26 protein-coding genes, 3 pseudogenes and 1 riboswitch are annotated in these 26,718 nt (G+C 70.2%); of the genes and pseudogenes, 14 read left to right on the top strand and 15 right to left on the bottom strand.

Features of this window, described 5'->3' with window-relative positions; all coding sequences use genetic code 11:
• Window positions 1-170: 170 nt before the first annotated feature.
• The 4 genes from ACFYX0_RS27630 to ACFYX0_RS27615 all read right to left on the bottom strand — a co-directional run bounded on the left by ACFYX0_RS27630 (window position 171) and on the right by ACFYX0_RS27615 (window position 3,426).
• On the bottom strand, window positions 171-584 hold the full coding sequence (locus tag ACFYX0_RS27630) for a heme-binding protein (protein WP_388974022.1): 414 nt from the start codon (window positions 582-584) through the stop codon (window positions 171-173).
• Window positions 585-714: 130 nt separating this feature from the next.
• Window positions 715-1,926 (bottom strand): MFS transporter, encoded by a 1,212-nt coding sequence (locus ACFYX0_RS27625; RefSeq protein ID WP_388974020.1) that lies wholly within the window; start codon window positions 1,924-1,926, stop codon window positions 715-717.
• A 167-nt stretch (window positions 1,927-2,093) separates the two neighbouring features.
• Window positions 2,094-2,597, bottom strand: a complete 504-nt coding sequence (locus ACFYX0_RS27620) for an SMI1/KNR4 family protein (protein WP_388974019.1) — start codon at window positions 2,595-2,597, stop codon at window positions 2,094-2,096.
• A 337-nt stretch (window positions 2,598-2,934) separates the two neighbouring features.
• Window positions 2,935-3,426 carry a helix-turn-helix domain-containing protein gene (locus ACFYX0_RS27615; protein WP_355923045.1) on the bottom strand — a complete coding sequence of 164 codons (492 nt, stop codon included), beginning with the start codon at window positions 3,424-3,426 and terminating at the stop codon, window positions 2,935-2,937.
• 108 nt (window positions 3,427-3,534) lie between these two features.
• On the opposite strand from ACFYX0_RS27615, the gene ACFYX0_RS27610 reads away from it, so the two are divergent.
• From ACFYX0_RS27610 to ACFYX0_RS27600, 3 genes and pseudogenes are all read left to right on the top strand, one after another.
• Complete coding sequence (locus ACFYX0_RS27610) at window positions 3,535-4,233, top strand: SDR family oxidoreductase (RefSeq protein ID WP_355923047.1); 699 nt, start codon at window positions 3,535-3,537, stop codon at window positions 4,231-4,233.
• Between the two features lie 141 nt (window positions 4,234-4,374).
• A pseudogene (locus ACFYX0_RS27605) lies at window positions 4,375-4,935 on the top strand (SMP-30/gluconolactonase/LRE family protein); the annotation flags it as partial.
• Window positions 4,932-5,926 (top strand): annotated as a pseudogene (locus ACFYX0_RS27600) (sugar kinase). The pseudogenes ACFYX0_RS27605 and ACFYX0_RS27600, both read left to right, overlap by 4 nt.
• Window positions 5,927-5,962: 36 nt before the next feature.
• On the opposite strand, the gene ACFYX0_RS27595 reads toward ACFYX0_RS27600, so the two are convergent.
• Entirely contained in the window at window positions 5,963-6,835 is an 873-nt protein-coding gene (locus ACFYX0_RS27595) for an MBL fold metallo-hydrolase (protein WP_388974017.1), read from the bottom strand.
• Window positions 6,836-6,847: 12 nt separating this feature from the next.
• A riboswitch (guanidine-III (ykkC-III) riboswitch) is annotated at window positions 6,848-6,917 on the bottom strand.
• Between the two features lie 97 nt (window positions 6,918-7,014).
• Here ACFYX0_RS27595 and ACFYX0_RS27590 point away from each other — a divergent pair.
• The 3 genes from ACFYX0_RS27590 (at window position 7,015) to ACFYX0_RS27580 (ending at window position 11,098) form a co-directional block, all read left to right on the top strand.
• Window positions 7,015-8,157 (top strand): ATP-binding protein, encoded by a 1,143-nt coding sequence (locus tag ACFYX0_RS27590; protein ID WP_388974015.1) that lies wholly within the window; start codon window positions 7,015-7,017, stop codon window positions 8,155-8,157.
• Window positions 8,158-8,374: 217 nt separating this feature from the next.
• Window positions 8,375-10,198, top strand: a complete 1,824-nt coding sequence (locus ACFYX0_RS27585; protein ID WP_388974013.1) for an APC family permease — start codon at window positions 8,375-8,377, stop codon at window positions 10,196-10,198.
• 60 nt (window positions 10,199-10,258) lie between these two features.
• A complete protein-coding gene (locus ACFYX0_RS27580) occupies window positions 10,259-11,098 on the top strand; it encodes an LLM class F420-dependent oxidoreductase (RefSeq protein WP_388974011.1) in 840 nt (279 codons plus the stop codon).
• A gap of 16 nt (window positions 11,099-11,114) precedes the next feature.
• Here ACFYX0_RS27580 and ACFYX0_RS27575 read toward each other — a convergent pair whose 3' ends face one another.
• The gene (locus tag ACFYX0_RS27575) at window positions 11,115-12,257 is read right to left on the bottom strand and encodes a MalY/PatB family protein (protein ID WP_388974009.1); all 1,143 of its coding nucleotides are present in this window, start codon (window positions 12,255-12,257) and stop codon (window positions 11,115-11,117) included.
• A 294-nt stretch (window positions 12,258-12,551) separates the two neighbouring features.
• Here ACFYX0_RS27575 and ACFYX0_RS27570 point away from each other — a divergent pair, with 294 nt between their 5' ends.
• The 4 genes from ACFYX0_RS27570 (at window position 12,552) to ACFYX0_RS27555 (ending at window position 17,326) form a co-directional block, all read left to right on the top strand.
• Entirely contained in the window at window positions 12,552-13,970 is a 1,419-nt protein-coding gene (locus tag ACFYX0_RS27570) for an MFS transporter (protein ID WP_388974007.1), read from the top strand.
• Window positions 13,971-14,126: 156 nt separating this feature from the next.
• A complete protein-coding gene (locus ACFYX0_RS27565; RefSeq protein ID WP_388974005.1) occupies window positions 14,127-14,690 on the top strand; it encodes a DUF2243 domain-containing protein in 564 nt (187 codons plus the stop codon).
• Window positions 14,690-15,523 carry a cytochrome c oxidase assembly protein gene (locus tag ACFYX0_RS27560; RefSeq protein ID WP_388974003.1) on the top strand — a complete coding sequence of 278 codons (834 nt, stop codon included), beginning with the start codon at window positions 14,690-14,692 and terminating at the stop codon, window positions 15,521-15,523. The genes ACFYX0_RS27565 and ACFYX0_RS27560 overlap by 1 nt, the downstream gene beginning before the upstream one ends.
• Window positions 15,524-15,688: 165 nt before the next feature.
• Window positions 15,689-17,326, top strand: coding sequence for a TauD/TfdA family dioxygenase (locus ACFYX0_RS27555; RefSeq protein ID WP_388973997.1), 1,638 nt, complete (start codon window positions 15,689-15,691; stop codon window positions 17,324-17,326).
• Between the two features lie 172 nt (window positions 17,327-17,498).
• On the opposite strand, the gene ACFYX0_RS27550 is transcribed toward ACFYX0_RS27555, so the two are convergent.
• The 6 genes from ACFYX0_RS27550 to budA all read right to left on the bottom strand — a co-directional run bounded on the left by ACFYX0_RS27550 (window position 17,499) and on the right by budA (window position 21,572).
• Entirely contained in the window at window positions 17,499-18,284 is a 786-nt protein-coding gene (locus ACFYX0_RS27550) for a GntR family transcriptional regulator (protein ID WP_388973996.1), read from the bottom strand.
• Between the two features lie 143 nt (window positions 18,285-18,427).
• Complete coding sequence (locus tag ACFYX0_RS27545) at window positions 18,428-19,240, bottom strand: CAP domain-containing protein (RefSeq protein WP_388973994.1); 813 nt, start codon at window positions 19,238-19,240, stop codon at window positions 18,428-18,430.
• Between the two features lie 254 nt (window positions 19,241-19,494).
• On the bottom strand, window positions 19,495-20,118 hold the full coding sequence (locus tag ACFYX0_RS27540) for a nitronate monooxygenase (RefSeq protein ID WP_388973992.1): 624 nt from the start codon (window positions 20,116-20,118) through the stop codon (window positions 19,495-19,497).
• 18 nt (window positions 20,119-20,136) lie between these two features.
• On the bottom strand, window positions 20,137-20,406 hold the full coding sequence (locus ACFYX0_RS27535) for a nitronate monooxygenase (RefSeq protein ID WP_388973990.1): 270 nt from the start codon (window positions 20,404-20,406) through the stop codon (window positions 20,137-20,139).
• Window positions 20,407-20,427: 21 nt separating this feature from the next.
• Entirely contained in the window at window positions 20,428-20,646 is a 219-nt protein-coding gene (locus tag ACFYX0_RS27530) for a nitronate monooxygenase (RefSeq protein WP_388973988.1), read from the bottom strand.
• Between the two features lie 116 nt (window positions 20,647-20,762).
• Window positions 20,763-21,572 carry an acetolactate decarboxylase gene (gene budA / locus ACFYX0_RS27525; protein WP_355923751.1) on the bottom strand — a complete coding sequence of 270 codons (810 nt, stop codon included), beginning with the start codon at window positions 21,570-21,572 and terminating at the stop codon, window positions 20,763-20,765.
• A gap of 541 nt (window positions 21,573-22,113) precedes the next feature.
• Between budA and ACFYX0_RS27520 the strand changes: the two genes are divergently transcribed.
• The 3 genes from ACFYX0_RS27520 to ACFYX0_RS27510 all read left to right on the top strand — a co-directional run bounded on the left by ACFYX0_RS27520 (window position 22,114) and on the right by ACFYX0_RS27510 (window position 23,798).
• On the top strand, window positions 22,114-22,611 hold the full coding sequence (locus tag ACFYX0_RS27520) for a GNAT family N-acetyltransferase (protein ID WP_388973987.1): 498 nt from the start codon (window positions 22,114-22,116) through the stop codon (window positions 22,609-22,611).
• Window positions 22,612-22,717: 106 nt separating this feature from the next.
• Window positions 22,718-23,341, top strand: a complete 624-nt coding sequence (locus ACFYX0_RS27515) for a DinB family protein (RefSeq protein WP_388973986.1) — start codon at window positions 22,718-22,720, stop codon at window positions 23,339-23,341.
• Window positions 23,342-23,444: 103 nt separating this feature from the next.
• Window positions 23,445-23,798, top strand: coding sequence for a VOC family protein (locus tag ACFYX0_RS27510; RefSeq protein ID WP_388973985.1), 354 nt, complete (start codon window positions 23,445-23,447; stop codon window positions 23,796-23,798).
• A gap of 182 nt (window positions 23,799-23,980) precedes the next feature.
• Here ACFYX0_RS27510 and ACFYX0_RS27505 read toward each other — a convergent pair.
• Window positions 23,981-24,221 (bottom strand): annotated as a pseudogene (locus ACFYX0_RS27505) (IS5/IS1182 family transposase); the annotation flags it as partial.
• 535 nt (window positions 24,222-24,756) lie between these two features.
• On the opposite strand from ACFYX0_RS27505, the gene ACFYX0_RS27500 reads away from it, so the two are divergent.
• The gene (locus tag ACFYX0_RS27500; RefSeq protein WP_388973984.1) at window positions 24,757-25,323 is read left to right on the top strand and encodes a hypothetical protein; all 567 of its coding nucleotides are present in this window, start codon (window positions 24,757-24,759) and stop codon (window positions 25,321-25,323) included.
• Between the two features lie 143 nt (window positions 25,324-25,466).
• Here ACFYX0_RS27500 and ACFYX0_RS27495 read toward each other — a convergent pair whose 3' ends face one another.
• Both ACFYX0_RS27495 and ACFYX0_RS27490 read right to left on the bottom strand, forming a co-directional pair.
• Window positions 25,467-25,976 (bottom strand): GNAT family N-acetyltransferase, encoded by a 510-nt coding sequence (locus tag ACFYX0_RS27495; protein ID WP_388974028.1) that lies wholly within the window; start codon window positions 25,974-25,976, stop codon window positions 25,467-25,469.
• A 186-nt stretch (window positions 25,977-26,162) separates the two neighbouring features.
• Window positions 26,163-26,702: a GNAT family N-acetyltransferase gene (locus ACFYX0_RS27490; protein WP_388973983.1), complete on the bottom strand. Its 540-nt coding sequence runs from the start codon at window positions 26,700-26,702 to the stop codon at window positions 26,163-26,165.
• Between the last annotated feature and the right edge of the window lie 16 nt (window positions 26,703-26,718).

Raw genomic sequence — 26,718 nt, 5'->3', positions numbered from 1 at the left:
GGGGGCGGTGCGATCATGCCCTGACCGTTACACCGGGCGCCCGACACCTCTGACCCCCCGGGGGGGGGGGTCGGGGAATAATGTTCGGCCCGGACCCCGCCGTCACGCTTCCGCGTCACCGCAGCCACGCGTCACCGCAGTTCAGGCGGTGCGTCGCGGTGGGGTGCGAGTCAGACGAGCGACTCGACGGCCGACGTGGCGAAGGAGTGGTCCTGCTCCGGGGCACCGCCGCCGACACCGATGGCGCCGATGAGCCGGCCGTCGCGGTGGACGGGGAGTCCGCCGGCGATGAAGAGCAGCGGCTGGCCCAGGGCGGTGGGCAGGGTGTGGAAGGGTCCGTCGGGCTTGACGGCGTCCACGAGGTCGGCGGTGGGGGCATTGAGCTGGAGGGCGGTGTACGCCTTGCGGGTGCTGGTCTCTCCGGAGATCAGCACGGCCTGGTCGTCGCGGCGGAAGGCGAGGAGGTGGCCGCCCGCGTCGAGGACGGTGATGCTGACGGTGACTCCGGCGGCCTCGGCGGCACCGCGGGCGGCAGCGATCAGGGCCTCGGCGTCCTGCGTGGTCAGCGGCGTGACGGTGCTCATAGGGGTTTCACTCCACGGGTTGTAGATCGGTGACGGGGTGCCAGATCGCTGAGTGGTGATCTGCCGTCGGTGAACGGGTGGTCTGCGGCCCCGAGATTCAGGGGCTGGGTGAGGGGGAGCGCGACGACGCTCAGTGCATCGCGTCGGCCGGCGTATGTGCCGTGCTGCCGGATGCCGCCACGAGGCGGGCGGAAGCGCGTGTGCGTCGATTGAGATGGGCGGCCAGGAAGGACAGCAGGAGCGCGGTGCCGGACAGCAGGGCGCCGACCCAGTTGGGCGAGGTGTAGCCGAGGCCCGCGGCGATGACGATGCCGCCGAGCCAGGCTGCCAGGGCGTTGCCGAGGTTGAAGGCGCCGATGTTGGCCGCCGAGGCCAGGGTGGGCGCGGCCGAGGCCTGGTCGAGGACCCATTTCTGCAGCGGCGGTACGGTGGCGAAGCCCAGGGCGCCGATCAGCGTCAGCGTGATCGCGGCCAGGATCTTGTTGTGCGCGGTCACCGTGAACAGCAGAAGCGTGAGGGCCAGGGCGCCGAGCGAGGTGAACAGCATGGGCATCAGGGCGCGGTCGGCCAGCCGGCCGCCGATGGCGTTGCCCAGGAACATGCCGATCCCGAAGAGAACCAGCAGCCAGGTGACCGCGGCCTCCTTGTAGCCGGCCACCTCGGTCATCATCGGGGTGATGTAGGTGATCGCGGCGAACACTCCGCCGTAGCCGAGCACCGTCATGGCCATGGCCAGCCATACCTGCACGTTCCGGAAGACCGCGAACTCGGTGCGGATGCTCTCGGTCTCGGGTCGGCCCATCGCCGGCACCAGCTTGGCCACACCGAGGAGTCCGACCACGCCGAGCGCTGCCACGACGGCGAAGGTGGTCCGCCACCCGAGGGCCTGGCCGATATAGGTGCCGCCCGGCACGCCGACGATGTTGGCGACGGTCAGTCCCATGAACATCAGGGAGATGGCCGAGGCCTTCTTGTGCGGGGCGACCAGATCGGCGGCGACCACGGAGCCGATGCCGAAGAAGGCGCCGTGTGCGAGCGAGGCGATGACTCGGCCGATGAGCATGGTGCCGAAGGTGGGGGCGAGGGCGGTCAGCGCGTTGCCCACGATGAACAGGCCCATGAGGTACATCAGCATCTTCTTGCGGGAGATGTTGGTGCCCAGCACGGTCAGGAGAGGTGCGCCGATGACGACGCCGAGGGCGTAGCCGGACACCAGCCAGCCTGCGGTCGGGATGGAGACCCCGAAGTCGCCCGCGACCTGAGGCAGGACGCCCATGATCACGAACTCGGTGGTGCCGATTCCGAAGGCCCCGATGGCCAGAGCCAGGAGCGCGATAGGCATGGGAAAACAGCCTTCCAGATGATTGCGCGAGGGATTTACGTGCGAACACAATAATTGCAGACGCGGTATGAATCAAAGCCGAACATGTGGAGTTCGCTGTATATCTTCGTCTGCAACTATCTCAGCGTGCAAGGGTTACGCAACGTGGTCGGGTGTATCCGCGTCGTCTAGCAGTCGGGGCAGTCCGTGGGCGGCGGCTCGGGGGAGGTCCGGTTGCCGTCCAGCCAGTCCGTCAGCCACTGGGCCAAGGTGAACCGCGCCGGGAAGAAGCGGTGCCGCTCGCAGCGGGCGTTCGGTTCCCAGCCCCACATGCGACCTTCTGGCGTGCTGAAGTCAACGAACCACCAGACGGCGCAGCCTAGGGTCGTGAGTGGCACCGTGTGGCGCGGGGGATGCGGAGGTTCCGGCTCGGCCGGCCCGAACGCGCGCGCGAGCTGGAGGAGGGACTCCTCGTCGCTGTACCACCGGCCGGTGTCGGTGAGGGACAGGACTCTGCTGCTGGGGCCGAATCCGCCGTCGGCGACTTCGAGATACAGGCGCCGCAGCAGGGTGGGCATGGGCCACCCGATGATGGCCTCCAGCTCCGCGACTGCCTCCGCGGGTGCTGGGGGAGGCAGTTCGCGCTCCTGGGCGAAGGCCCGAACGCGGTCGATGAGTTCGTCCTCGCTCACCGCCTGATCATCGAGGCGGCGACTTCGCCCTGTCCACTGGGCGACCCCGGCGGTCGGCCTGCAACGGGCCTGTTGCCGGGCCCGGTTGCCTCATACCACCCGACCGTGTCGGCCGCTCACCGCCGGGTTCGTTCGTACCCACCAGGCTCAGCCGTAACCACCGGACTCAGCCATGGTCGCCGGACTCGGCCCTGGCCGCCAAGTTCAGTCGCAGTCGCAGGGCTCGGCCGTAGTCGCCGGACTCGGCCGTGGTCGCCAGCCTCAGTCGTGGTCGCCGGACTCGGCCCTAGCCGCCAAGTTCAGTCGCAGTCGCAGGGCTCGGCCGTAGTCGCCGGACTCAGTCGCTGTCCGGGCTCGTGTGGATCAGGCCCGGCCCGCGGTCCACGACCGTGTCCCCGTACGTGATGTCGTGGCCGTTCTCGCACTGGAGAACCGCGTGGACCGGTGCGCCGCACTCGTCGTGGCGTACGACCACCGAGGGCCCCTTTTCGCTCGCGGCCCAGGTGTCGCCCCACTGCCGCAGTGCCATGAGCACGGGCAGGAAGTCGCGGCCCTTCTCCGTCATCTGGTAGGCGTAGCGGGTCCGCTGGCCGGGCTCCCGGTAGGGGACGCGTTCCAGCAGTCCCGCGGCGGTCAGTTCCTTCAGGCGCGCGGAGGTGGCGGGCTCGCCGATGCCCACGCGCTTGGCGAAGTCGTCGAAGCGGCGAGTGCCGAAGAACGCCTCGCGCATGATCAGCAGCGCCGACTTGGTGCCGACGATCTCCAGGGCGCGGGCGATGGAGCAGTTGGTCGTGGACCAGGCGTCGCGTTCCGTCAGCAGATCAGTCATGCCCTAACACTAACCTGACTTGCTTCATGCGTAGCCAGGCGGTAGCGTCCCAGCTGACTTTTCAAAACATTAGCCAGCTTCGGGGTGCTCCCCCCGGCAGGAGGAATCATGGACATCAGCACAGCCACCGCCCTGGTCACCGGTGCCAACCGCGGACTCGGCAGGAGGATCGCCCAGGAGCTGGCCGCCCGTGGCGCCACCGTGTACGCCGCCGCCCGGAAGCCGGAGACGATCGACCTGCCCGGTGTGAAGGCGATCCGGCTGGACATCACCGACCCCGACTCCGTGGCCGCGGCGGCCCAGGAGGCCGGTGACGTCAATCTGCTGGTCAACAACGCCGGCACCTCGACCGGATCTGATCTGCTGACGGGCAGCTGGGACGACGTCCGCCTCGAGGTGGAGACCCACTACCTGGGCACCCTGCGCATGATCAGGGAATTCGCTCCGGTCATCGAGGCCCGCGGTGGCGGCTCGATCCTCAACATCCTGTCCGTCCTGTCGTGGATCAGCTATCCCGCCGTGGGCCCGTACGCCGCCGCCAAGTCCGCGGAGTGGAGCATGACGAACGCCCTGCGCCAGGAGCTCGCCCCGAAGGGCATCAGGGTCGCCGGACTCCACGTCGGCTACATGGACACCGACATGGCCGCCCATGTGACGACGCCGAAGAGCGACCCCGCGGACGTCGCCCGCGCGGCCGTGGACGGCATCGCCGCCGATGCGTACGAGATCGTCGTCGACGAGGTCAGCCGCAAGGTCCAGGGAGGCTTCCCCGGCGGAATCACGGCTCTGTACCCGCAGCTCGGCTGAGAAGGGGAGTCCGTGCCGGCCACTCCTCCGTCCGCCACGCCGTCGCGCCCGGGCCCGCCCGGGCCCGCCCGGGCGCGACGGCGGCGAACCCAGCGCAGACCCGATCTCCCCGCACCCGCCCCTCCCGGCTCGCCCCGGCCGTCACGCTTGATAGCGTTCGCGACCCCCAACTTCCTGATCCAGGAACAGAGTCGGGGCATCCACTTCAACAAGGACGCCGATCTGCTGTCCTATGTGATCGGCCCCGAGCCGTTCCGCTTCGTCGACGGACACGCACAGCGCGGCGAGATACGCGGCCTCGGCATCACCGTCGACGAGGACGCCGTACGCGCCGCGGACCGCACCGGCGACGCCTGGCGCAATCCGGTGTGGCGGCACGACGACGGCAGCCCCGACGGTATGGCGGTCGACGTCGAGGGCGCGCTGTGGGTCGCCGTGTGGGGCACGGCGACCGTGCGCCGCTACCGGCCGGACGGCACGCTCGACCGTATGCTGCACCTCCCTGCGGCCCGGCCGGCCGGAGTGTGCCTCCAGGGCAGCACGCTCCACATCACCTCGGCCCGCGTGGGCCTGGCCGCACCCGGCCCGTCAGACGGCGGGGTCTTCGGGGTTCCGGTCGACGTACCGGGCCCGCCCACGCCCGCGTTCCGGCCCGATCCGGCCTGGCGCCTGCCCGCGCCGGTCGCGCAGGAGCCCGTATGACGTCCCCATGGTGTCCGCGGGCCGGACGGGTCGTCTTCGTCGGCGAGACCATGGCGGCCCTGACTCCCGACCCGCCCCGGCCGCTGGCCGACGCCGGGACCCTGCGCCTGTCCGTGGCGGGAGTGGAGTCGAACGTGGCGATGTGCCTCGCCGATCACGAGATCCCCTTCAGTTGGCTCTCGGCCCTGGGGGACGATTCTCTGGGGCACCGCGTGCGCACCACCGTCGCCGACGCCGGGGTCGATGTCTCCCAGGTCCGCACCGATCCCCACCGTCCCACCGGCCTCCTGGTGAAGGACCCGGGTCCAGGCGGACACGCGTCCACTACTACCGACGCGGCTCGGCCGCCTCGGCGCTGGGCCCCGGGCTGCTGGACCAGGAGCCGGTGACCACGGCCGCGCTCCTGCACCTCACGGGCATCACTCCCGCGTTGTCCGCCTCCTGCCGGAGCCTGGTGACACAGGCCCTGGCCGTCCCGGCGGACGAGCGGCCGTACGCGGTCAGCTTCGACGTCAACCACCGTGCCGCCCTGTGGCCGGACGGCACGGCCGCGTCCGTGCTGCGTGAGTTGGCCGATCGGGGGGACGTCGTCTTCGTCGGCCTCGACGAGGCCCAGGGCCTGTGGGGCGCCGACGTGACGGTCCCTGGCATACGGGAGTTGCTCCCGCATCCCCGGATCGTCGTCGTCAAGGACGGCGCCCGCGCCGCGACGGCCCTCACCGCCGAAGGGATGTGCACGGTCCCCGCTCTGCGCACGACGGTGGTCGAGCCGGTCGGCGCCGGCGACGCCTTCGCGGCCGGGTTCCTGGCGGGGCTGCTCCGGGGAACGACCACCGTGCGCGCGCTGCGACTGGGACACATCACGGCCGTCAGCGCCCTCCAAGTGACCGGAGACCACGGTCCGTTGCCCGACCCGGCCGAGATCGAACGCCTCCTCGCCCTCTCAGCCGGTGCGTGGGAGCGGCTCAATGAGCTCCGGGCGGACGCGTGAACGTCATCCGGTGCTCGGCACGCCCGCGGACCGGGTTCACGGGCACAGGATGAAGTCGGGAAAGGCACGTCGAGCGGGCCGGTCACCGACCTCCGCGAGCGCCGCGCGGATCTCACGCAGATGGCGGGTGGTCATCTGCAGCGGGGGCTCGTCGGGCTGGTAGGTGGTACGGATCGGGTAGTCCACGCCCGGTTCACGGGTCATCTCGATATGGCAGCCGAGCACATGGGTGACCGGCCGTCCGTCGCTGAACTCGATCAGGCGGTCGATGGTCCGGGTGAAGGCGACCCAGTCCTGGATGTAGAGCCTGCCGGGGTAGACCGTGTCGCCCGTGAGCAGGAACCCGGTCCACGGGTCGTAGAAGGTGACCGCCGCGTCGTGATGACCCGGGGTGGCCAGACACTCCAGCACCCGGCCGCCCAGATCGATCCGCGCCACGGCGCCGGGGTCCTCGGTGAACCCGAAGTACTCCCAGGCGGTGGACCGGTCCGCAGCCACCACCGTGGTGGCGGGACGGTCGGCGAACTGGGCGTCGCCCGCGACGTGGTCGCCGTGTGGGTGGGTGTGCAGGACCAGCAGGCCGTACCCGTCCCGGGGGTTCCGGGTGAGCCACTCCGCGACGAGTTCGTCGACGGTCCGGCGCAAGGGGAAGTACTCCGCGGAGGCGGTGGCACCGGTGTCGATCAACACCGCCCGATCATTGCCGAACAGCAGAAACAGGAAAGGCGCTTCATAGTTGATCGCCATGTTCTGCCGCAGGATGAACGTGTGCTCGTCGTAGCCGTGGACCTGGATGTCCGGGTCCGCGTTGTGCTTGGCCGACGGCGAACCATGGATCCACGGGACGTCGAGCGCACGCGGCTCGGGAACCCCTGCGGCGAAATCGACCCACGACGTGCCCGTATCCATGACGACTCCTTCGGTGCGTCGTCTTGGCAGGCCGGGTACGGCGCACATCTCGTCCGGGGCAGGCACGGTTACGAGCCGCCGCGGCGAAGCTACCACGAGGCCGACCGACTGATCATGACAATGACAGGCGGCCGGGTCGGCGCCGCGTCGGCGCACGGCAGACGGCGCTTGTCGGCCAGGTGCTCGTACGAGTCCAGGCCGGTGGGGTGAATCCGCTGGACACCAAGATCCAGGCGGGCAAGGCCGCTCATGCGCAGAGCCGGCTGCCCGCGGTGCTCGGCCTGGACCTCGCCGGCGAGACCACGCTGGAGGCGCTGCTGGAGAGGGTCCGCGAGACCTTCGGCATGGAGTCGGTTGCGCTGCTGGAGCGCACCGGCGAGACTGCGCCCTGGACCTGCGCCGGCAGTGTGGGACCCGAGCCCGCGGGCGTCCCGGAGGACGCGGACGTCGACGTACCGGTCGGCGACCACATGGCGCTGTCCCTGCGCGGCCGGGTGCTGCCGGCCTCCGACCGGCGGGTGCTGGCCGCGTTCGCCGCGCAGGCCGCCGTCGTCCTGCACCGCCAGCGCCTGCAGCACGAGGCGGACCAGGCCAAGGAACTGGCCGAGGGCAACCGCATAAGGACCGCGCTGCTCGCCGCCGTCAGCCACGACCTGCGCACCCCGCTCGCCGGCATCAATGCCTCGGCGACCTCGCTGCGCTCCGACGACGTCGAGTGGTCCGAGGAGGACCGGGCGGAGCTGCTGGCCGCGATCGAGGAGGGCGCCGACCGCCTCGACCACCTCGTCGGCAACCTGCTGGACATGTCCCGTCTCCAGACCGGCACCGTCACCCCGATCATCCGGGAGACCGACCTCGACGAGGTCGTGCCCATGGCGCTCGGCGGGGTCCCCGAGGACAGTGTGGAACTGGACATCCCCGAAACCCTGCCCATGGTCTACGTCGACCGGGGCCTGCTGGAGCGGGCCGTCGCCAACGTCGTCGAGAACGCCGTCAAGTACAGCCCGCCGGGGGAGAGCGTCCTGGTGTCGGCGAGCGCCCTCGCCGACCGGGTGGAGGTGCGGGTCATCGACCGGGGCCCCGGGGTCCCGGACGAGGCCAAGGACCAGATCTTCGAACCCTTCCAGCGGTACGGCGACTCGCCTCGCGGTGTCGGCGTGGGCCTCGGTCTGGCGGTCGCACGCGGGTTCGCCGAGGCCGTGGGTGGCACGCTGCATGCCGAGGACACGCCCGGCGGCGGCCTGACCATGGTGCTCACCGTTCCGACCTCACCGGAGGGGCGGCCGGAGTGGCCGAACGTGTCGGCGGCGGCGATGTCCTGAGGACCAGGCGTCGGGCGACACGTCTGACGCTCCGTTCCCTGCCCTCCCAGCCGACGTGACCGGCCTGCTCCCTCCCGGCTCCCCGGCGGAAGCAGGCCGGTCCTCCCGTATCCACACCGACCGACCCGCCCGGGCCGCACTGGGAAGCGGACGCCCGCCCCACGGCGGAGACTGACTGCGACCGTTCGACTGTCCGACCGGCCCTGACGAGGTCCCGATGGCGTATGGCCTGGCACGACGTGAGCTGAGACCGAGGGTCCCGCTGCGTCCCGGCGAGGGCGAGAAACACCACCTCACCAGCCTGGAAGGGCTGGCCGCGCTGTCACTGGACGCGCTCAGCTCGGTGGCGTACGGCCCCGAGGCGATCGTGCTGGCGCTCGTGGCCGCGGGCACCGGGGCGCTGAGCGCGACCCTGCCCATCACGCTGGCGATCACCTTTCTGCTCGCGGCACTGGTCATCTCGTACGGCCAGGTCATCGCCGTACACCCGGACGGCGGAGGCGCCTACGCCGTCTCGAAGGCCGAACTGGGCCCGACCTCCAGCCTGCTCGCCGCCGCCAGCCTGGTCGTCGACTACGTGCTCACCGTGGCCGTCAGCCTGGCCGCCGGCGGCGACGCGCTGGCCTCCGCGTTCCCCGCCCTCGCCCATGACAAGCTGCTCATCTGCCTGATGGGCCTCGCTCTGCTGACGGGTGTGAACCTCCGCGGCGTCACCGAGAGCGCCCGGGTGCTGATGCTGCCCACCGTGCTGTTCATCGTGGCCATCCTCGGAGTCGTCGTCCTCGGCCTGCTCCGCCCACATCCCGCGGCCGTCGTCGGCATGGCCCAGTCCTTCCCGGCGCACGAGACGCTGGGTCTGCTGCTCATCCTCAAGGCGTTCTCCTCCGGCTGCTCGGCCCTGACCGGCGTGGAGGCCATCGCCAACGCCGTACCGACCTTCCGTACCCCCAGGTTCAAGCGCGCCCAGCGCACCGAACTCATGCTCGGTGCGCTGCTGGGGATCATGCTGGTCGGCCTGGCCGTGCTGATCCGCCGCGACCATGTGGCCCCGCGCGGCGGCGTCACCGTACTGGCACAGCTCACCGCAGGCGCCTACGGCACCGGCTGGGCCTACTACGCCACCAACATCATCGTCACCCTGGTGCTGCTTCTCGCCGCCAACACCAGCTTCGGCGGACTGCCGGTGCTGATGAGCCTGCTCGCCCGCGACCACCGGCTGCCCCACCTGTTCGGACTGCGCGCCGAACGCCCCGTCTATCGCTACGGCGTCGTCGCCCTCGCCCTGATGGCCGCCCTGCTGCTCATCGCGGTCAACGCCGACACCCACCGGCTGATCCCCCTCTTCGCCATCGGCGTCTTCATCGGCTTCACCCTCAGCCAACTCGGCCTAGTCAGGCACTGGGCCAGGCAGAAGCCCGAGGGATGGAAGCGGCGCGCGCTGATCAACGGCACCGGGGCACTGCTGACGACCCTGGCCGGCGTCATCCTCCTCACCACGAAGTTCCTGGAAGGGGCGTGGGTGGTCGTCATCGCGGTGCCGCTGATGATGCTGCTGTTCGCCCGGATCCAGCGGTACTACACCGAAGTGGGGAAGGAGCTGGGACTCGGCCGTATCCCCGGCCCACCCGACCGGCGTACAGCGAGCCTGGTCATCGTTCCGCTCGGTGACGTCAGCAAACTCGCGCGGCACGCCATCGGCGCCGCCCTCGCCCTGGGGGACGAGGTGGTCGCCGTCGCCGTCCAGGCCGACCCCGACAAGACCCGTGCTCTGCGGGAGGCGTGGGAGCGATGGGACCCCGGTGTCCGGCTCGACATCATCGACAGTCCGCACCGCTCACTCGTACAGCCGATCGTCGACTATGTGCAGCGCGCGGCTCAGGACGGAGACGGACGCCAGATCGCCGTCCTCATCCCCGAGGTGGAACCCCGCCACCGCCGCTACGAGATCCTCCAGAACCAGCGCGGACTGCTCCTCGCCACCGTCCTGCGATCGCGCACGGACGTGGTGGTGTGCATGCTCCCCTACCGACTACGCCTCTGAGCCGGGCGACGCCGCGGAGTGCCCCTGGCACCGCTTCGCTCGCTTCCGTAGCGTGGCGTGATGCGCTTCGCCTTCAAGACGTCACCGCAGGGAACCACCTGGAACGCTCTGCTCGATGTGTGGCGGGCAGCCGACGAGATGGAGGTCTTCGAGTCCGGATGGACCTCCGACCACTTCCAGGCCATGCACGGAACCGACCCGACGACCCCTCGCCTCGAAGGCTGGATCACCCTGGCGGCACTCGCCCAGGCGACACGACGACTGCGCCTGGGCACGCTGGTCACCGGCATCCACTATCGGCATCCGGCGGTGCTGGCCAACATGGCGGCCACGCTTGACGTCATCTCAGGCGGTCGGCTGGAACTCGGCATCGGGACCGGCTGGAACCAGGAGGAGTCCCACGCCTACGGCATCGAACTCGGCACCCCCCGACAGCGCAGCGACCGCTTCGAGGAGGCCTGCGAGATGCTGACCGCCCTGCTCGGACCCGACCAGAGCACCACGTTCAAAGGCGCGTACTACGAGCTGACCGACGCTCGCTGCAACCCCAAGCCGATCCAGCGACCTCACCCCCCTCTCTGCATCGGTGGCAGCGGGGAGAAACGCACCCTACGGACCGCGGCCAGGTTCGCCCAGCACTGGAACTTCGACACCGGAACACCCGAACAGTTCCGCAGAGCACGCGACGTGCTGCACCAGCACTGCGGCAGCGTCGGACGCGACCCGGCGGAGATCCGGCTCTCCGCGCAGGTGCGCCACACCGGAGACCCCGCGCGGACCGCCGCGGACGCGGCCGCATTCGCTGCCGAGGGTGCCGAACTCGCCGTCGTCTACCTCCCGTTGCCCTACTCGCCGCACGTCCTCCAGCCGCTGGCGGACGAACTGGCCGGCATGGCCTGACCGGAAGCGCCGTCCGTCACAGATTGCGCAGCGCGCGGCCCATTCTTGTCAGGGCCTCGCGCAGTACGGCTGGTGACGTCGCGAAGTTGAGCCGTACGCACCCGGCCCCGCCGGAACCGAAGACATGGCCGGAACTGAGGGCTACTCCGGCCTTGTCCAGGAACATCCTCGCCGGCCCGGCCACATCACTCACCACCCCGGGACCATCGGCCCGCTGGTCGCCGTGCAGTCCCAGCTCCGTACAGTCCAGCCAGGCCAGATAGGTGCCCTGCGGCGGGCGGTAGCGAACGGCGGGGAGGTGTTCCTCGACGAGTTGCCCCAGCAGACGCCGGTTGGCGTCGAGGCCGAGCAGCAGTTCGTCGAGCCAGTCCCCTCCGTCGCGAAACGCCGTGGCGTGGGCGATGACCCCCAGATGGCTGGGGCCGTGGCTGACCTCTTCGGGCATACGACGAAGGTCGTCGGCCGCCTCGCTGCCGGCGATCGCCAGCGCGGCCTTGAGACCGGCGAGGTTCCACGCCTTGGACGCCGAGATCAGCGCGAAGGCGTTCTCGGAGCCCGGAACGCAGAGAAAGGGCGTGAAGGCTGCTCCGGGCAGCACCAATGGGGCGTGGATCTCGTCGGACACCACCCGTACGCCATGCTTCCGGGCCAGCTCGGCGACGGCTCGCAGCTCCTCCCGGGTGTGGACGACTCCGGTCGGGTTGTGCGGGTTGCTCAGGAGGAACGCCGCACGGCGGCCCCGGCTTCGGGCTCGTACGAAGGCGTCCTCCAGGGTGCCGAGATCGATCCGGAGATCCTGTCCGAGCCTTGCCTCGACGACCTCCCGGTCGGCGTGGGTGATGAACGCGTAGAAAGGCGGATACACCGGCGAGCACACGACCACGGTCTCCCCCGGGTCGGTTGTCAGCCGGAGCACTTCGACGATCCCCATCATGACGTCGGGCACGATCGCGGTGCGGGCGATGGGCAGGTCCTCCCAGCCCCATCGCACGCGGGCGAACTCCGCGAGCGCCTCGGCGTAGGCGCTTCCATGCGGGTAGCCGGTGTCGCCGAGGTCGATCGTCGTGTGCAGCGCTTCGACGATGGGCGGCGCGAGAGGCACATCCATCTCCGCGACCCACAGCGGGAGCACATTCTTGGGGTACACGCGCCACTTCATGCTCGTACGCTTCTGCAGCTGCTCAAGGGACAACTGTGTGAGGGGATTCGCGCGACCGCTCCTCGCGTCGTCGAGACCCGCGCTCTCCCTGCGATCCATTGGTCTGCGCTCCCGTGGCCGTGTAGAAGCGTGCTCGTGAGTTCGTGGGCACTCTCATAGTGGCCCCGCCGGGCGCCTCCTGCTCCTCCGCGTGCCGGCACCTCTCCGCCGAACCCATCCGCAGTATGAGATATGTGTCCCTTAGCGTGGCTTTTGTGCAGGCGGGATCTTCGTGAGCGGAAGGGAGCTGGGGACGTGGCGTTCGCGGAGTCTGCCGGTGGCGGTGAGCCCCCGCTCCCTCCTGTGTCGGTCCCGCGGGCCGGGCGGCGGTCCCCGGCACCGCTGCTGGCGGTGTGCTCCGGGTACTTCATGGTGATCCTGGACGTGACGATCAGCAACGTCGCCGTGCCGGTGGTCGGCCGGGACCTGTCCGCCTCGCTCACCGGCATCCAGTGGATCACGGACGGATACACCATGGTCTTCGCCGGGTTACTGATGACCGGCGGCGCGCTGGGCGACCGGCTCGGCAACCGTCGGATCTTCTGCTCGGGCGTGGCGGTGTTCACCGTGTCCTCCGCCGCGTGCGCGTTCGCGCCCACGGCTCCCTTCCTGGTGGCGGCCCGGCTGGTGGAGGGGCTCGGCGCGGCGCTGATCGTGCCCGGCTCCCTGGCCCTGCTCCAGCAGGCCTACCCGGCGCCGGCCGCACGCTCACGAGCCTTCGGCCTGTGGGGCTCGATGGCGGGCATCGCGGCCTCGGCGGGACCGCTGCTGGGCGGGCTCCTGGTCTCGACCGTGGGCTGGCGCTGGGTCTTCCTCATCAATCTGCCCGTCGGCGTGGCGTGCCTGCTGCTGACACTTCGGCACGTGGCACCCTCGCCCCGGAACGCCGACCGGGCTCTGGACCGGCCGGCGCAGTGCGCCGTCGTGGCGGCCGTGGGGTTGCTGACGGCCGCGCTCAACGAGGCCGGACGACGTGGCTGGTCCGACCCCGCCGTCCTCGCCGGGTTGGGCCTGGCCGCCTCGGCCGCCGTGGCGTTCGTGCTGCGCGAGCGGCTCGCCCGGTCGCCCGCCCTCCCGCTGAACCTGCTGCGCTCACGCGCGATGAGCGGCGGGGCCGGCATCGGTCTGCTGTTCAACTTCGCCTTCTACGGCATGGTGTTCACCGCCAGCCTCTCCTTCCAGCACCAGCGCGGCTTCAGCGCCCTCGCCACCGGGGCGGCCCTGTTCCCGGCGGTGGCGATGACCATGTTCGCCTCCGTGCTGTCCGGGCGGCTGAGCCGCCGCACGGGCGATCGTCCGCTGGTCGTCTCCGGCATGCTGCTGGCCGCCCTCGGACTGGCCGGCTGGGCCGCGGCGGGAGCCGCTCCCGCCTACCCGCTGCTCGTGGCACCCATGATGGCCGCCGGGTTCGGTACGTCCTTCGCCCTCACCGGCTCGACCGCCACCGTGATGGGTGCCGCGTCACCGGCATACGCCGGGGCCGCCTCCGCCCTGTTCAACACCACCCGCCAGATCGGCAGCGCCACCGGCGTGGCACTCGGGGGAAGCCTCCTGGCCACGCACACCGACTACGGCGCCGGGCTGCGCACCAGCATGGCCATCGGCGCCCTCGCCTATCTGACCGCCGCCTGCCTCGCATGGCAGTGCGTGCCCACGGACTCCGAAGTCCCGTAGGCCCTACCGGGGCTGCCGAACGGGCCGGAGCGGTCCGCGTATGCGCGTAGGCCGTGCGGAGGAACCGGCCGCTCCGGGGGCACCAGGGCCGCCCGGCCGGGAAAGCACACAGGGGGAGGACCGGCAGACCCGCACGGACGAGACGGAGACAGGGCGATGGCGACCACCACCGCGAGCGAGGCCCGGACCGGTCTGGAGCCGGCCAGTCTTCAACTGCCGGGCATCGTGCTGGGGGTGGGGCTGGGCGGGTTCCTCGACGGCATCCTGCTGCACCAGCTACTGCAGTGGCACCACATGCTCAGCAGCACCAACCACGACCGCATCGGCGTCAAGTACTACAACCCCCACACCGTCTCGGGGCTGGAGATGAACACCCTCTGGGACGGCATCTTCCACATCGTGTGCTGGATCGCCGTCCTCATCGGCCTCGCGATCCTGTACTCCCGGGTCACCCACAACCGCCGCCGGGTGTGGACGTCCCGGGTGCTGTGGGGCTGGATCCTGGTGGGCTGGGGTCTCTTCAACCTCGTCGAAGGCATCCTGGACCACCACATCCTCGGTATCCACCATGTCCGCGGCGGCCCCCACCAGGTCTGGTGGGACATCGCCTTCCTCGTCCTGGGCGCGCTGCTGGTCGCGGGCGGCTGGCTCCTCCAGCGCAGTGGCCGGCCCTTCGACCCCGAAGCCCCCGCCCCCCGTCTCGCGGGATCACCCGCGTAATGGGTCACGACACCCATCACCTCCACCACGGCGCCGGAAGCGGCCTGCCGGAGATCCTGCTGCCGGTGCTCGCCCTGCTGGCGTGCGCGGGCATCTACCTTCGTCTCGCCCGCCTGGCCCGGCTCCGGAACCCGGTGCGGGGCTGGAGCCCCTGGCGTACGGCTTGCTTCACCATCGGCCTGGCCCTGCTGGCAGCGGCGATCCTGCCGCCGCTCGCACCCCTCGCCCACACCGACTTCCGCGGCCATATGGCCCAGCACCTGCTGATCGGCATGTACGCCCCGCTCGCCCTGGTGCTCGGTGCCCCCGTCACCCTTCTGCTGCGGACGCTGCCGGCACACCGCGCCCGCCAGGTCACCGCGGTCGTGCGCAGTCGGCCTGCCCGCCGGTCGGCCCATCCGGCCGTCGCCCTGCTGCTGTCCGCCGGCAGCCTCGCGATCCTCTACTTCACCCCGCTCTACGACACCGCCATGGCCCATCCGGCCGGGCACTGGCTGCTGCACGCCCACTTCCTGATGTCGGGCTGCCTGTTCGCCTACGTCATCGCCGGCCCCGACCCGGCCCCCGCCCGCCCCGGCGTCCGCGCCCGGCTGGTCTACCTCGGCTGCGCCATCGCCCTGCACGCCGCCATCGCGCAACTGATGTACGGCGGCATCTGGGTCGACATTCACGCCCCCGTCCCCGAGGTCCAGGGCGGTGCGGAAATCATGTACTACGGCGGCGACATCGCCGAGCTCCTTCTCGCCGCCGCCCTCGTGACCACCTGGCGCCCCGAACGCCGGTCCCTCCCGGCCGCGAAGGACTACCCGTCCTACCGTCCCGCGCGGACATGACGCCCACCGGTTCGCGGCGTCCGCCAAGGACGGTGACGCCGCCGGCCGCGATCCCTTGCGCGAGGGGCGGGATTCGCCTCGCCGCCATCTTCGAGCCACTCCCAGGACGTGTCCGGCTGTGACGGTCGGGGAAGTTGGCTATACAACTTTGCCCGAGGAGTGAACGTGTCCCCCCTGCCCGCTTTCCCGATCGGCGACCTGCCGGTGATGTGGCTCCGCGACAACTGCCCCTGCACCCAGTGCCGCGATCCGCGCTCCGGCCAGAAGCTGTTCCAGATCGGCTCCCTTCCGGACGGGCTGCGGGTCGCCGCGGTGGCCGCCGCCGACAGCGCCGGGGCGCCGGCCGTCGAGGTGACCTGGGGCCCCGACGGGCACCGCTCGACGTACCCGCAGGCCTGGCTGGAGGCCCATCGGCCCGGGCGACCGGAGCGCCGGGACCGGCGCACCGAAGCCGGCAAGGAACTGTGGACGGCTCGCGATCTGACCGGCCGGGTGCCCACGGCGGACTGGGACGAGTACCTGGCCGAGCCGGCCCTGCGGGCGCGGATGCTGGAGTCCGTGCTGCGGCTGGGCTTCATGGTGCTGCGCGGGGTGCCCGAGCGCGAGGGCCAGGTGCTCGCCGTGGCGGAGACCTTCGGCTACGTCCGTGAGACCAACTACGGCAAGCTCTTCGACGTACGCGTCGAGCCCGACCCGAACAACCTCGCCTTCACCTCGGTCGCCATCACACCACACACCGACAACCCGTACCGGGACCCGGTTCCGACCGTGCAGCTGCTGCACTGCCTGGTCAACGACGCGGACGGCGGGGACTCAGGCCTCGTCGACGGCTTCGCCGCAGCCGCGCTGCTGCGGCGCGAGGACCCGGAGGCGTTCGAGGTGCTCACCCGTACACCTGTACCGTTCGTCTTCCGCGACGCGGGGACCGAACTGCGCGCCGACCGCCCACTGATCGACACCGACCCGCTGGGCCGCGTACGCGAGGTGCGCTTCAACAACCGTTCGATCGGCACCCTGCGGCTGTCGGCCGACGCACTGGAGGCGTTCTACACGGCCTACCGCACCTTCGCGGAGCTGCTGGAGCGCCCGGAGCTGCGTCTGGACCTGCGCCTGGTGCCCGGCGACTGCCTGGTGTTCGACAACACCCGGCTGCTGCACGCCCGCACCGCGTTCGCCAAGGACGGAGCACGTCACCTCCAGGGCTGCTACGCCGACCTGGACGGGCTGGCGAGCACCCTGGCCGTGCTGCGCCGAGCGGACACCCTGGAACCGCTGGTCCAACTGTTCGCCGGGGCCGGGACGACGGAGTACCTGGGCGAGCCGGTCTCCATGGCCCAGCACATGCTGCAGGCCGGGGCCAGGGCCGAGGCCGCGGGTGCCCCGCCGCATCTGGTGGCCGCCGCGCTGCTGCACGATGTCGGGCATGTCGAGGACGACGTCGTCACCGGCCGGGAGCTGATGTCCGGCAACGACAACCGGCACAGCCACACCGGTGCCGACGCACTGGGCCGCTGGTTCGGGCCCGAGGTCACCGAACCGGTCCGGCTGCACGTGGCCGCCAAGCGCTATCTGTGCGCGGTGGAACCGGGCTACCACGACCGGCTCTCGGAGGCGTCGAAGTACACGCTCGCGGTCCAGGGCGGGGTGATGACTGCGGCGCAGGCGGACCGGTTCGCCGCGCTGCCGGGAGCGGCCGACGCGGTCGCCGTCCGCCGCTGGGACGACGAGGCCAAGGACCCGGACGCCGTCACCCCGCCGTTCGAACACTTCCTCCCGCTGCTGACCGCGCTGCTGCGCGGCTAGTGCTGCGGCCGGAAAGGTTTGCCGGAAGGCTCGCGGCGTCCGGTGCTGGGGCAGTGGGGGAGCGTCGCAAGGCGGAGCATCGCCCGTGTACTGGATGTACTCGGGTGATGCGACAACGCGGCGAGGTGCCGTGCCGGGCGTCGCGAGCCGTTGAACCTTTCCGGCCGCAGCTCTAGGTCCCAGGGGTTGCCGTGCCGGGCCGGAGGCGGCGGCCCAGGGTGGAGGTGGCCACGGAGTTGTGCACGGTGAAGGCGATGGTGCCGGGCAGGTAGCGGTCCTCGGACCACTCCACCGGCACCCCCGCCGGATCCGTCGTGCGGCGCCGCTCGCGCAGCAGGACCTGCCCGGGCGGGCACTCCAGCAGCCGGGCGTCGTCGCTGTCGGCCCACGCGAGGTCGATGGTGTGGTCGGCGTCGGTGAAGAGCACCCCGTGGATGACCAGGGCCTCGGTGTGCGAGACGACGTCCGGCGGCAGCTCCGCCACCAGCTCGCCCACCCGGGCGGGGTAGAGGGACCGCTCGACCATCACCGGCTCCCCGGACAGGGTCCGCAGCCGCAGTACCAGATACACCTCCGTCCCCGGCTCCAGGCCCAGTTGCCCGGCCTCGAAGGGCTCGGCCGGCCGGCGCACCACGCGGTCCAGCCGGCCGCCCGGCGTCTCGCCGATGGAGCGCGCCCAGTTGGTGAAGCTCAGCAGCTCCGAGAAGCTCTGCGCCCGGGGACCGCCCAGCACCGTGCGCGGGGTGCCGCGCCGGGAGGTGACCAGACCGTCCGAGCGCAGCACGGCCAGCGCATGCCGGATCGTGCCCCGGGAGACGCCGTAGCGCTCGGCCAGGGTCCCCTCGGGAGGCAGCTTCGCGCCGGTGGCGTACTCGCCCGCGATGATCGCCTCGCGGAGTTCGGCCGCGACCCTCCGGTAGCGCAGCTCGCTGTCCGGGCTGCCGTGCTCCTGCCGCACCGTGTCTCCTGGGCCGCTCATGGTCGTGCGGGCCGGAAGCCCGGCCCGCAGCAGACCCTACCGGCAGGGGAGGGGCCGGACCGGGGCCGCGGCCGATGAGCGGTCCCCCCACGGCGTGCCTCGGCCAGGGTGAAAGGATCTGCTTACTGGGCGGTGCCGAAGTCCTGGGTCCAGTAGCTGTTGGGCTGGGCGAGACCGACGCCGATCTCCTTGAAGTCGCAGTTGAGGATGTTGGCCTTGTGGCCGGGGCTGGCCATCCAGCCCGCCATGACCTGCTCGGGAGTGGCGTAACCGTAGGCGACGTTCTCGCCGTAGGTGCTCCAGATGTAGCCCGCCCGGGTGATCCGGTCGCCGGGGGAGGAGCCGTCGGAACCGGTGTGCGACATGTTCTGGTGGGACGCCATGTCGTCGCTGTGAGCCTGCGCGACCTTGGTGAGGGTCGCGTTCACGGTCAAGGCCGAGCATCCGACCTTGGCGCGCTCGGCGTTGACGAGTTCGACGACGCGGGCGGTGACCCCGGAGGCCGTGGGGGTGGCTGCGGGCGCCGTGGGAGCGGCGGCAACTGCCGTGGCGGTCGCCGTGGGGGTGGGGGTGGCGCTGGCCTTCGGGCTGTCGGCGGGTGCCTGGTGCTGCTGGGCGGCCTCGGTCTGCGTGGCGCGGGGACGCACGGGAGCCTTGCGCTTGGGCGCGGCCTTAGGAGTGCGCTTGGTGGCCGTCGGAGTCTTCGACGGCGTCACGCTGGGCACGATGTTCACTTCGCCGTAGAGGAGGTGCGGCCGGTCCGGGTGGCTCCAGGAGACCGAGGTCGAGGCCTTCGCGTCGTTGTGGGTCTGCTTCCCACCGCCGCCCTGCCAGTCGACGCACGCCAGAGCGGCGCTCGGCGCGCCCACGGCTCCCACGGCGACGGCAGCCATGATTATTCGCCGGTAGCGGCTGTCCTTGCGATGCTTTCCCATGCGTGACCTCAAGATCCGCTCCTGAACTGCGGCGACCTTCTGCCGGACGATTCTTAGGACCGCGCCATAGCGAGAGCAAAGAGGCTTCTTACTAGGCCGCTTAGTAGGGCAGGACGGCCCTTGCGGCGGGCGTGAGGGCATGCTGGTCCGGCCGGGGTGGCCTTGAAGCAGGTCTGCTATCGCGTCAGAAGGCCGCCGCATTTGCGGAATGAGCGCAAGGGCCGAGCGAGTGCAACACCTCAGGGCCCGGCCTGTCATACGCCGGGCTCAAGCCGGACAAATTCCGTTTTGTCGGCAAGGTGCTCTCTACTATCGGGCACGTGTAGATCGCCAATTGCTGTGAGGGATATCACCGAACCCTCCAGCCCGGCCCGAAGAAGTCGTTCAGCGTCCCGCAGCTCGGGCCAGGGCGTGGTCGGCCTGAGCGGCCAGTGCGGCGACGAGAGCAGCCGCGGGAGGCCGGTCGGTGACGAGGTCGACGCCTTCACCCGCCCACACCGGCAGCGGCGGCACAGGGCCGCGTGCCACATCGGCCCGGTAGGTCTGCCGGGCCCGGGGTCCGCAGCGAGTTCCGCTTCCCGGCCCCGCCGGCGATCGAGGTAGGGATGGCCGAGCGTGCGAGCCGTGTACTCGGCCGGCCATCCGGATTCCCGGGCGATGTCGAGGACGCTGCTGCGTTCCGTGTCCTGCCCGCGCCCGCGGATGATCGCCTCGGTGATCGAGGGGTCGACCGGGGCTTCGGCCGTGGACTGGAAACGTGTGCTGATCAGCGCCCCGGCAGCCCCGAGAGCCAAGGCGGCGGCCACGCCCCGGCCGTCGGCGATCCCACCGGCCGCGAGCACCGGCACCGGTGCCGCAAGATCCACCACGACCGGCACGAACGGCAAGGTGGCCCTTCAGCGCCGAGCCCCGTGCCCGCCGCTCTCGGTGTCCTGCGCCACGATGACGTCCGCCCCCAGGCCCACCGCCCTGCGGGCCTCCTCTTCGTCGGTGACCTGGGCGATCACCGCCGCACCGGCTGCGCGGACGCGCTCGACGAACGGGCTCGGGTCGCCGAAGGACGGCATCACCGCCACGGGGCCGTGCTCCAGGGCCTGCTCGGCCGCGCCGACACCGGCCGACCAGCACAGGAACCCGGCCCCCCACGGCTTCCCGCACCCGGCCACGACCGGCAACTCGCGGGCCAGTCAGTCCCGGTCCCCGCGCGCGCCGCCCAGCAACCCCAGCCCGCCGCCGCGCGACACAGCAGCGGCCAGCGCGCCGCCGGCCGACCCACCCATGGGCGCCAGCGCGATCGGGTGCCGCACACGGAACAACTTCGTGAACGCCGTCGACAGTGCCATGACCGTCATCGTCGCCCTGCTGCCGCCCCGGGCGATGCCGTTGATGACGCCGAGTTCGGCCACGCCGTGGGTGACTTGATGCCCGGGTGCCCTCGACGGCGCTACTCGAGCACGCCCTCGTGCAGTTGGGCGAAGGGGGCGGTGTTGTGGCTGTAGTCGACAGGGACGTTCAGAGACGTTCATTCTCCTTCGGCTTGGCGGATTTTCTCCGACAAGTCGGACGAGGTCAGATCGGAGTCGAGGAACTCAGGGGTGTTCGGCAGGCTGAGGTGGAGTTCGGGCCGGGCGGCGATCTCGATCCTTCCCTTCGTGATGCGGAATTCGATCGAGTGTCCGCCATGGGTATGTGTTTCATCGAGAAAATGCAAATGATAGCCCGCCACTCCGATTCCCTGTTCGTAATCCGGCGTGCGATATCCGGCGAGCGTCCCGGTTATATCGGTGAACGTCGTCTCGGCTTGTCCCCGGGTCGCATCCGTAAGCGGTGGATATGGCGGTGTCTGCTCGCGGACCGTGCGTGTCCGCACTTCAGCGAAATGGCCGGTGATCCGCACGGCGTACATCAGGTTCTCGCTACGGATCAGTTCGTCGATGAACGCCGTCAGTTCGGCACGATTCATGCTCGAGGACACATGGGCGGTCTGTTCGGTGCTGAACCACGTCAAGGCGGCGAACGGGGTCAGATCGCTGCCGTCGGCTACCTCCACCGAACCGTCGGCCCGCAGGTGGTAGCAGACGCCGCCCAGGACCAGCATTTCGCCGTCGAGGTGATTGAAGGTCCCCACCCCGAAGTCGCCATGGCGGAGCAGTTCGCCCACGGTGACGTCGCCGTCGTACACGCCCTCCATGAGCGCCCCCATGGTGGAACTCTGATAGACCTCCCGCGCTCGTTCCGCGTCCTGGTCGGCGCTGTGACCGCCCTTGCGATGGGCCAGGACCGTGCGGGCGAACCGTCGGAAGAGGTCGCGTGAGGATTTCTCGTCTCCCATGCCTCTTCCCTCCAATATCTCGGGTGTCGACATCTGCAGGAGGCCTGGTGTGGCGTGTGCTGTCGACAAGGGCAGGAGCCGACGAAAGGACGCACGTCCGTACGCGGCGTCCGGCGCCGCCAGTCGGATCGGGCACCCGCCTTCCATGTCGAGTCCTCTGTCCGGCCTGCAAGGGGGACCCCTGCTTCAACATGCTCTCGTCCCTGCCAGGGGGCGCAACCCGAGATCTGCGGACGCTCCCCGGCGGCCCCCGCCCCACCCCCGCGCGGACATCGGCCCGCCCCGCCTCCGGTCCGGTGCGCGCGGGCCGGGCGGAGGCTTGCTCAGGCTGATCAGCCGAAGCAACCGGGGACTTGGCCGGGCGGGCTCCGGCAGCCCGGGGCGTTGCGGCCGTTGCCCGCGCTGCGCGGAGTGGGTCTGATGCCTCATCACCACCCCACCGAACAGACGGGTCAGGCCGGGTCGGGCCAAGCTGGAACTCCTCGAGCTCCGCCTTCAATCTTGGTTGCGGGTAGAACCGGTCCTGGTACATCGTCTTGGCATGATCGAACTGAGTTCTCTGGGCCCGGATGACTGGCCGGTGTGGCGTGAGCTGCGGCTGGCGGCGCTCACCGAGGCGCCGTATGCCTTCGGCTCGACGTTGGCGGAGTGGCAGGGGCAGGGCGACCGGGAGGAACGTTGGCGGGCTCGTCTCGGGATTCCCGGCTCTCGCAACATCGTCGCAGTCCGGCGGGACGGGCCGGTCGGTATGGTGAGTGGTGTCCCGGCCGAACATCCGGATGTCGCGGAGTTGATCTCTTTGTGGGTCAGTCCCACGGTTCGCGGTCAGGGGGTTGGAGACCTCTTGGTCGAAGATATCGCACGATGGGCTGTGCGGAGGGATGCCAAGACCTTGCGGTTGTCGGTTATGCCGGACAACCGTGCCGCCATCGGGCTCTACGAGCGTCATGGCTTCAAGGACACCGGAGAACTGGGCGACCTGACGCCGGACGGCGTGCGCAGAGAACTGGTCCTGGCGAAGGTTCTTGATTCCGCATAGGCGTTGCGGGACGTGTGAAGCGGCATCGGAAATTGAGCCGCGGCTGTGGGCCGGCTGTGGCAGGGTGGCGGATCGTCCCTGGGCCCGTTCGACACAGGAGCGTCCGATGACGACACCGCCCCGCCTGTATTCCCTGCTGGAGCAGTTCGACTTCGCACGCAAGCGTCTTGCCGACCGTATGACCGGGCCGGTGATGGACAGCGGCGACGGGGCGGCCACGGAGGTCGGTGGCCCCATGACCGACGAGGAGTACCTCTGGGAACCGGTGCCCGGCTGCTGGTCGGTACGGCGGCGCGTGGACGGGCCGGGGTCGCGCGCGACTCTCCTCGCGGGCACCGGCGACTGGGGACGCGACGCCGCCTCCTACCCGCACCCGTGGCCACCGCCCTTCACCACCATCGCGTGGCGCCTGAGCCACCTCAGCGAAATGCTGGCCCTGCGCGCCGACCACACCGCCGGCAACCACGCGCTGACCCGGGACGACTACCCCGTCAGTGGGGACGCCGCGGGGGCGGTCGTGGCCTTCGACACCGCCGCCGCGGCCTGGCGGACGGCCCTGCTGAGCGTTGACGACGCCGCACTCGACACCGTCGGGTACTGCACTTACCCGCACGGCAGCGACCCGGAGGAGCCGCTCATCGACATCGTGTGGTGGGTCAACCAGGAGTTGCTGCACCACGGGGCTGAGATCGCCCTGTTGCGCGACCTCTACCGAGCCCGACCGCAGTGACGCCTTCGCCGTCCGACGAGTCCTCCACGATGGACATGGAGGTATGAAGTGGGCGATGGTGTGGTGACGGCCCGCCCGATCGCCGTCCTGGCAAGATAGGCACATGGAACGTGTGCTTGGAATCGGCGGACACTTCATGCGAGCCGCCGACCCTGCGGCCTTGAATGCGTGGTATCGCGAATGCCTGGGCCTGGACGCCGATGAGCATGGCCTGTGGCATCAGGAGGCCGGGGCGACGGTGTTCGCGACGTTCGAGTCCGAGACCGAGTACTTCGGGTCCCGCACCCAGCAGACCATGCTCAACTTCCGAGTCCGCGACCTGGAGGCGATGCTCGCGCAACTGCGCGCCAGGGGAGCGGACGTGGCCCAGGAAACTCAGGAGATGGAGGGCATCGGTCGATTCGGTTGGGTGACCGATCCTGAGGGCAATCGGATCGAGCTGTGGCAGCCCGCCTGACCATGACTGACGTGTTCGCCTGCGCCGAGGCCCAAAACGTCACGCTGCCGAACGACGGCGCAGGGGCACGCCCAGCGCTCCGCTGGGGGTGTCCGGCCGAGCGCGAGCCGGCGTCGATGGAATCCTGCGCTCGCCGAATGAACAGCCGGCGCTGAAATCGACACAGTGCGCCTTTTCCAGCCTCAGTCTGAGCCTGCCAGATGCAGGCAGGGGACAGCTTGGACGAGACTCGTGATGCGGGTGGTCGAGCACCGGAGTTTGCGAAGGAGCCGCCAGGAGTGTGCCTCCGGCGCCCTGGTAGCCCTCGTCGGCCCAGCAGGCGACTTCGGCCTGGTCGAGAGCCTCGACGATGCCAGGCTCACGAGTAGCCCGGACGTCATGGACGGCTCCGGGCAGGGCCGGTGAAGCCCAGCGCAGTCGGCCAGAGGCGCCGTCACCGGGAACCGAGCTCCCGGCGGTGCTGACGCCGCTTGGTGGACAGGAGGCGGTGGGCAGAGTTGGACACGTCGATGCCGGACGGGTAGGCAAGCGCACGAAGACTGTGGTGGAGACGGATTTCTTGGTCAAAACCCCATCCACCAGGGGCTTCGCCTGTCTGCCAGCCCGAGGTGCGTTCCCGCATGTTGGCCATCGTGTTCACGGGGTTGGCGCCGACCACGGGCCGGGCATCGGCAGCGGACTTCTCGTGATCGCACTCCACCGCGGGTAGAGGCTGTCAACCGCCCGCTGTCGGCGACTCGCCGGCAACCGCGCCATCCGAAACTGCGGCACCCACCGATCTGACGCTGCGCCAGTTGAGGTGGCCGGATTCTGCCCGCAGCGCCTTCGAATCCTCACATCATCTACGCGCGACCCTCACAAACGGCTACGCTCCTCGCGCACTCCGTGAGCGGGGTGCGCGTAGGCCGCATTTGACATGCACCTGACCTGTTCTGAAGGTCGAAAGGAGTGTCTTCGCATGACACGAACCAAGTGGGCTTCTCGCGGTCGTCGCCGCTTCCGGGCCGGCCTCGCCACGGCTGGGGTCGCAGCGGCCCTCTTCACGGCGATGCCTGCGGCTTCGGCCGCTGCCGCACCGCACGCTCTGTCCGGGGCCGTGATGATCGAGAGCGGCACGTTCCACGGCTATGTGCTGTGCGCCAGTCCCACGGATGAATCGGTCTGGCTCAAGCCGATCAACACCGGCGACCCGTACTGCTCGTGGATGGCATTCGGCCCTGCCTCGCAGTTCACGTTATTCAATCCGGCCAAGGGACAGGTGATGGCCTACACCGGTGGCAACGAGGGCGCTGTGGTGATGGAGGCCCCCGGGACCTCAAGTCTGGGTGCGAACGGCGAGCTGTGGTCGTGGGGAGGACAGGAAGACTGGGGTGCGGCAGCGCTGCAGTCCTTCTGGGACAGCGGACAGAACGTCGATGCCAAGTCCCCGAACGGGGACTCCCCTCGCACCGACCCGGTCCGCACCCGTGGGTGGCGCCACGGCTACCAGCGTGAACTGACCTGGAACGCGATCACCGTGGGCTGACCTCCGCCAGGTCCACGACCAGTTCGAGCCGGGCGCGAGGCGCTCGGCTCGAACTGCGGGTTCAGCCATGGTGCTCCCACGCACGGGACAACGCTCAACGGACCACCCAGGCACCTTCCGCAATGCGGATCCACCTCATCGTGTCAGCCTTTGTAAGACGACGCCCGGCCAACCCGCTCGGGCCACCCCCGGTGCTCGAACCAGCCCGGTGCGAGGATCGACATCAGGGCGGCATCCACCCGCTCGCCCTCCCACAGCAGCGCGTCCCGCAGAACCCCCTCCGGCACGAAGCCCACCTTCTCGTAGACGCGGCGGGCTCGCGGATTGAACGCGTACACCTCGAGCGAGATGCGGTGCGGCCCCAGCCTCTCGAAGCGGTAACGGACGATCAGCCGGGTCGCCTTGGTTCCCAGCCCGCGTCCGTGCGCGCCGGGCCCGAAGGCGATACGGCAGTTGCAGCCCTCGTTGCCCGCGTCCCACTCGTTGGGGACCGCCTCGCCGACGACGTCCCCAGTCGCCTTCTCCACCACCGCGAGGTCCAGACGGCCATCGTGGTCGGCACGTGTGCCGTACCAGGCCCGTAGCCGTGCTTCGTCGGGCTCGCCCTCGGCGTGGTGGCCGGTCAGCCGCATCGTCTCCGCGTCCTGGAACATGGGCAAGAGCGCGTTCGTGTCGTTCACCGTGACCGGTCGCAGCGCTGCCAGTCTCCGTCCAGCGTGGGCTTGAAACGGAAGCCGGCTGCCGGAACGGCTCCATCATGATCAGCCATTCCCGCAGTGTGTCCGGCCGACGGACCTGTCGTCACCGAGTTATCGGGAAGAGCTTCCTGGGGGGAGACGTCACATCCGTGGACCGCGGCGGATGCGGTAGAGCACGTTCGAGCGCAGTGGTCCTTCGGGTGCGGTGGGGTCGTCGAAGTCGTCGGCCGGGTTCCGGGTCATGCCGATCCGGCGCATCACCGCCTGCGAACGGAGGTTGGCGGCCGTGGTCACGGCAAGGATCTCGGGAAGCTCAAGCGTCTCGAAGCCGTGGGCCAGGACAGCCCGTGCGGCCTCGGTGGCGTAGCCCTGGCCCCAGGCCGGGCGGGCGAGCCTCCAGCCGATCTCCACTCCGGTGAACGGCATGTCGTCGTCCACCCGGTCCAGGCCCGAGAAGCCGATGAACTCGCCCGTGGCCCGCACCTCGACCGCCCACCATCCGTAGCCTCGTAGGTCGAACTCGGCCCGGAACCGTGCCACAGACGCATCGCTCTGTTCGCGGGTGAGTAGGTCGCCCAAGTGCTCCCGGACCGCGGGATCGGCATTCATCGACGCCCATGGTGCAAGGTCCGAGTCACGCCATCCGCGCAGGGTGAGGCGATCGGTGTGCAGTTCCGTCATGCGCTCAGCCAACGGG

The organism is Streptomyces sp. NPDC002573, from assembly GCF_042889625.1.
Classification (GTDB): domain Bacteria; phylum Actinomycetota; class Actinomycetes; order Streptomycetales; family Streptomycetaceae; genus Streptomyces; species Streptomyces gibsoniae.
Note: the sequence above shows the minus strand (reverse complement) of the source record. Positions and strands in the feature narration are given on the sequence as shown.

Bases quoted from the DNA above. Each gene is read 5' to 3' on its own strand.
- ACFYX0_RS27630 (WP_388974022.1), bottom strand. From the start codon at position 584: ATGAGCACCGTCACGCCGCTGACCACGCAGGACGCCGAGGCCCTGATC.
- ACFYX0_RS27625 (WP_388974020.1), bottom strand. From the start codon at position 1,926: ATGCCTATCGCGCTCCTGGCTCTGGCCATCGGGGCCTTCGGAATCGGC.
- ACFYX0_RS27615 (WP_355923045.1), bottom strand. From the start codon at position 3,426: ATGACTGATCTGCTGACGGAACGCGACGCCTGGTCCACGACCAACTGC.
- ACFYX0_RS27610 (WP_355923047.1), top strand. From the start codon at position 3,535: ATGGACATCAGCACAGCCACCGCCCTGGTCACCGGTGCCAACCGCGGA.
- ACFYX0_RS27595 (WP_388974017.1), bottom strand. From the start codon at position 6,835: ATGGATACGGGCACGTCGTGGGTCGATTTCGCCGCAGGGGTTCCCGAG.
- ACFYX0_RS27585 (WP_388974013.1), top strand. From the start codon at position 8,375: ATGGCGTATGGCCTGGCACGACGTGAGCTGAGACCGAGGGTCCCGCTG.
- ACFYX0_RS27580 (WP_388974011.1), top strand. From the start codon at position 10,259: ATGCGCTTCGCCTTCAAGACGTCACCGCAGGGAACCACCTGGAACGCT.
- ACFYX0_RS27575 (WP_388974009.1), bottom strand. From the start codon at position 12,257: ATGAAGTGGCGCGTGTACCCCAAGAATGTGCTCCCGCTGTGGGTCGCG.
- ACFYX0_RS27565 (WP_388974005.1), top strand. From the start codon at position 14,127: ATGGCGACCACCACCGCGAGCGAGGCCCGGACCGGTCTGGAGCCGGCC.
- ACFYX0_RS27560 (WP_388974003.1), top strand. From the start codon at position 14,690: ATGGGTCACGACACCCATCACCTCCACCACGGCGCCGGAAGCGGCCTG.
- ACFYX0_RS27545 (WP_388973994.1), bottom strand. From the start codon at position 19,240: ATGGGAAAGCATCGCAAGGACAGCCGCTACCGGCGAATAATCATGGCT.
- budA (WP_355923751.1), bottom strand. From the start codon at position 21,572: ATGGGAGACGAGAAATCCTCACGCGACCTCTTCCGACGGTTCGCCCGC.
- ACFYX0_RS27520 (WP_388973987.1), top strand. From the start codon at position 22,114: ATGATCGAACTGAGTTCTCTGGGCCCGGATGACTGGCCGGTGTGGCGT.
- ACFYX0_RS27515 (WP_388973986.1), top strand. From the start codon at position 22,718: ATGACGACACCGCCCCGCCTGTATTCCCTGCTGGAGCAGTTCGACTTC.
- ACFYX0_RS27510 (WP_388973985.1), top strand. From the start codon at position 23,445: ATGGAACGTGTGCTTGGAATCGGCGGACACTTCATGCGAGCCGCCGAC.
- ACFYX0_RS27500 (WP_388973984.1), top strand. From the start codon at position 24,757: ATGACACGAACCAAGTGGGCTTCTCGCGGTCGTCGCCGCTTCCGGGCC.
- ACFYX0_RS27495 (WP_388974028.1), bottom strand. From the start codon at position 25,976: ATGTTCCAGGACGCGGAGACGATGCGGCTGACCGGCCACCACGCCGAG.
- ACFYX0_RS27490 (WP_388973983.1), bottom strand. From the start codon at position 26,702: ATGACGGAACTGCACACCGATCGCCTCACCCTGCGCGGATGGCGTGAC.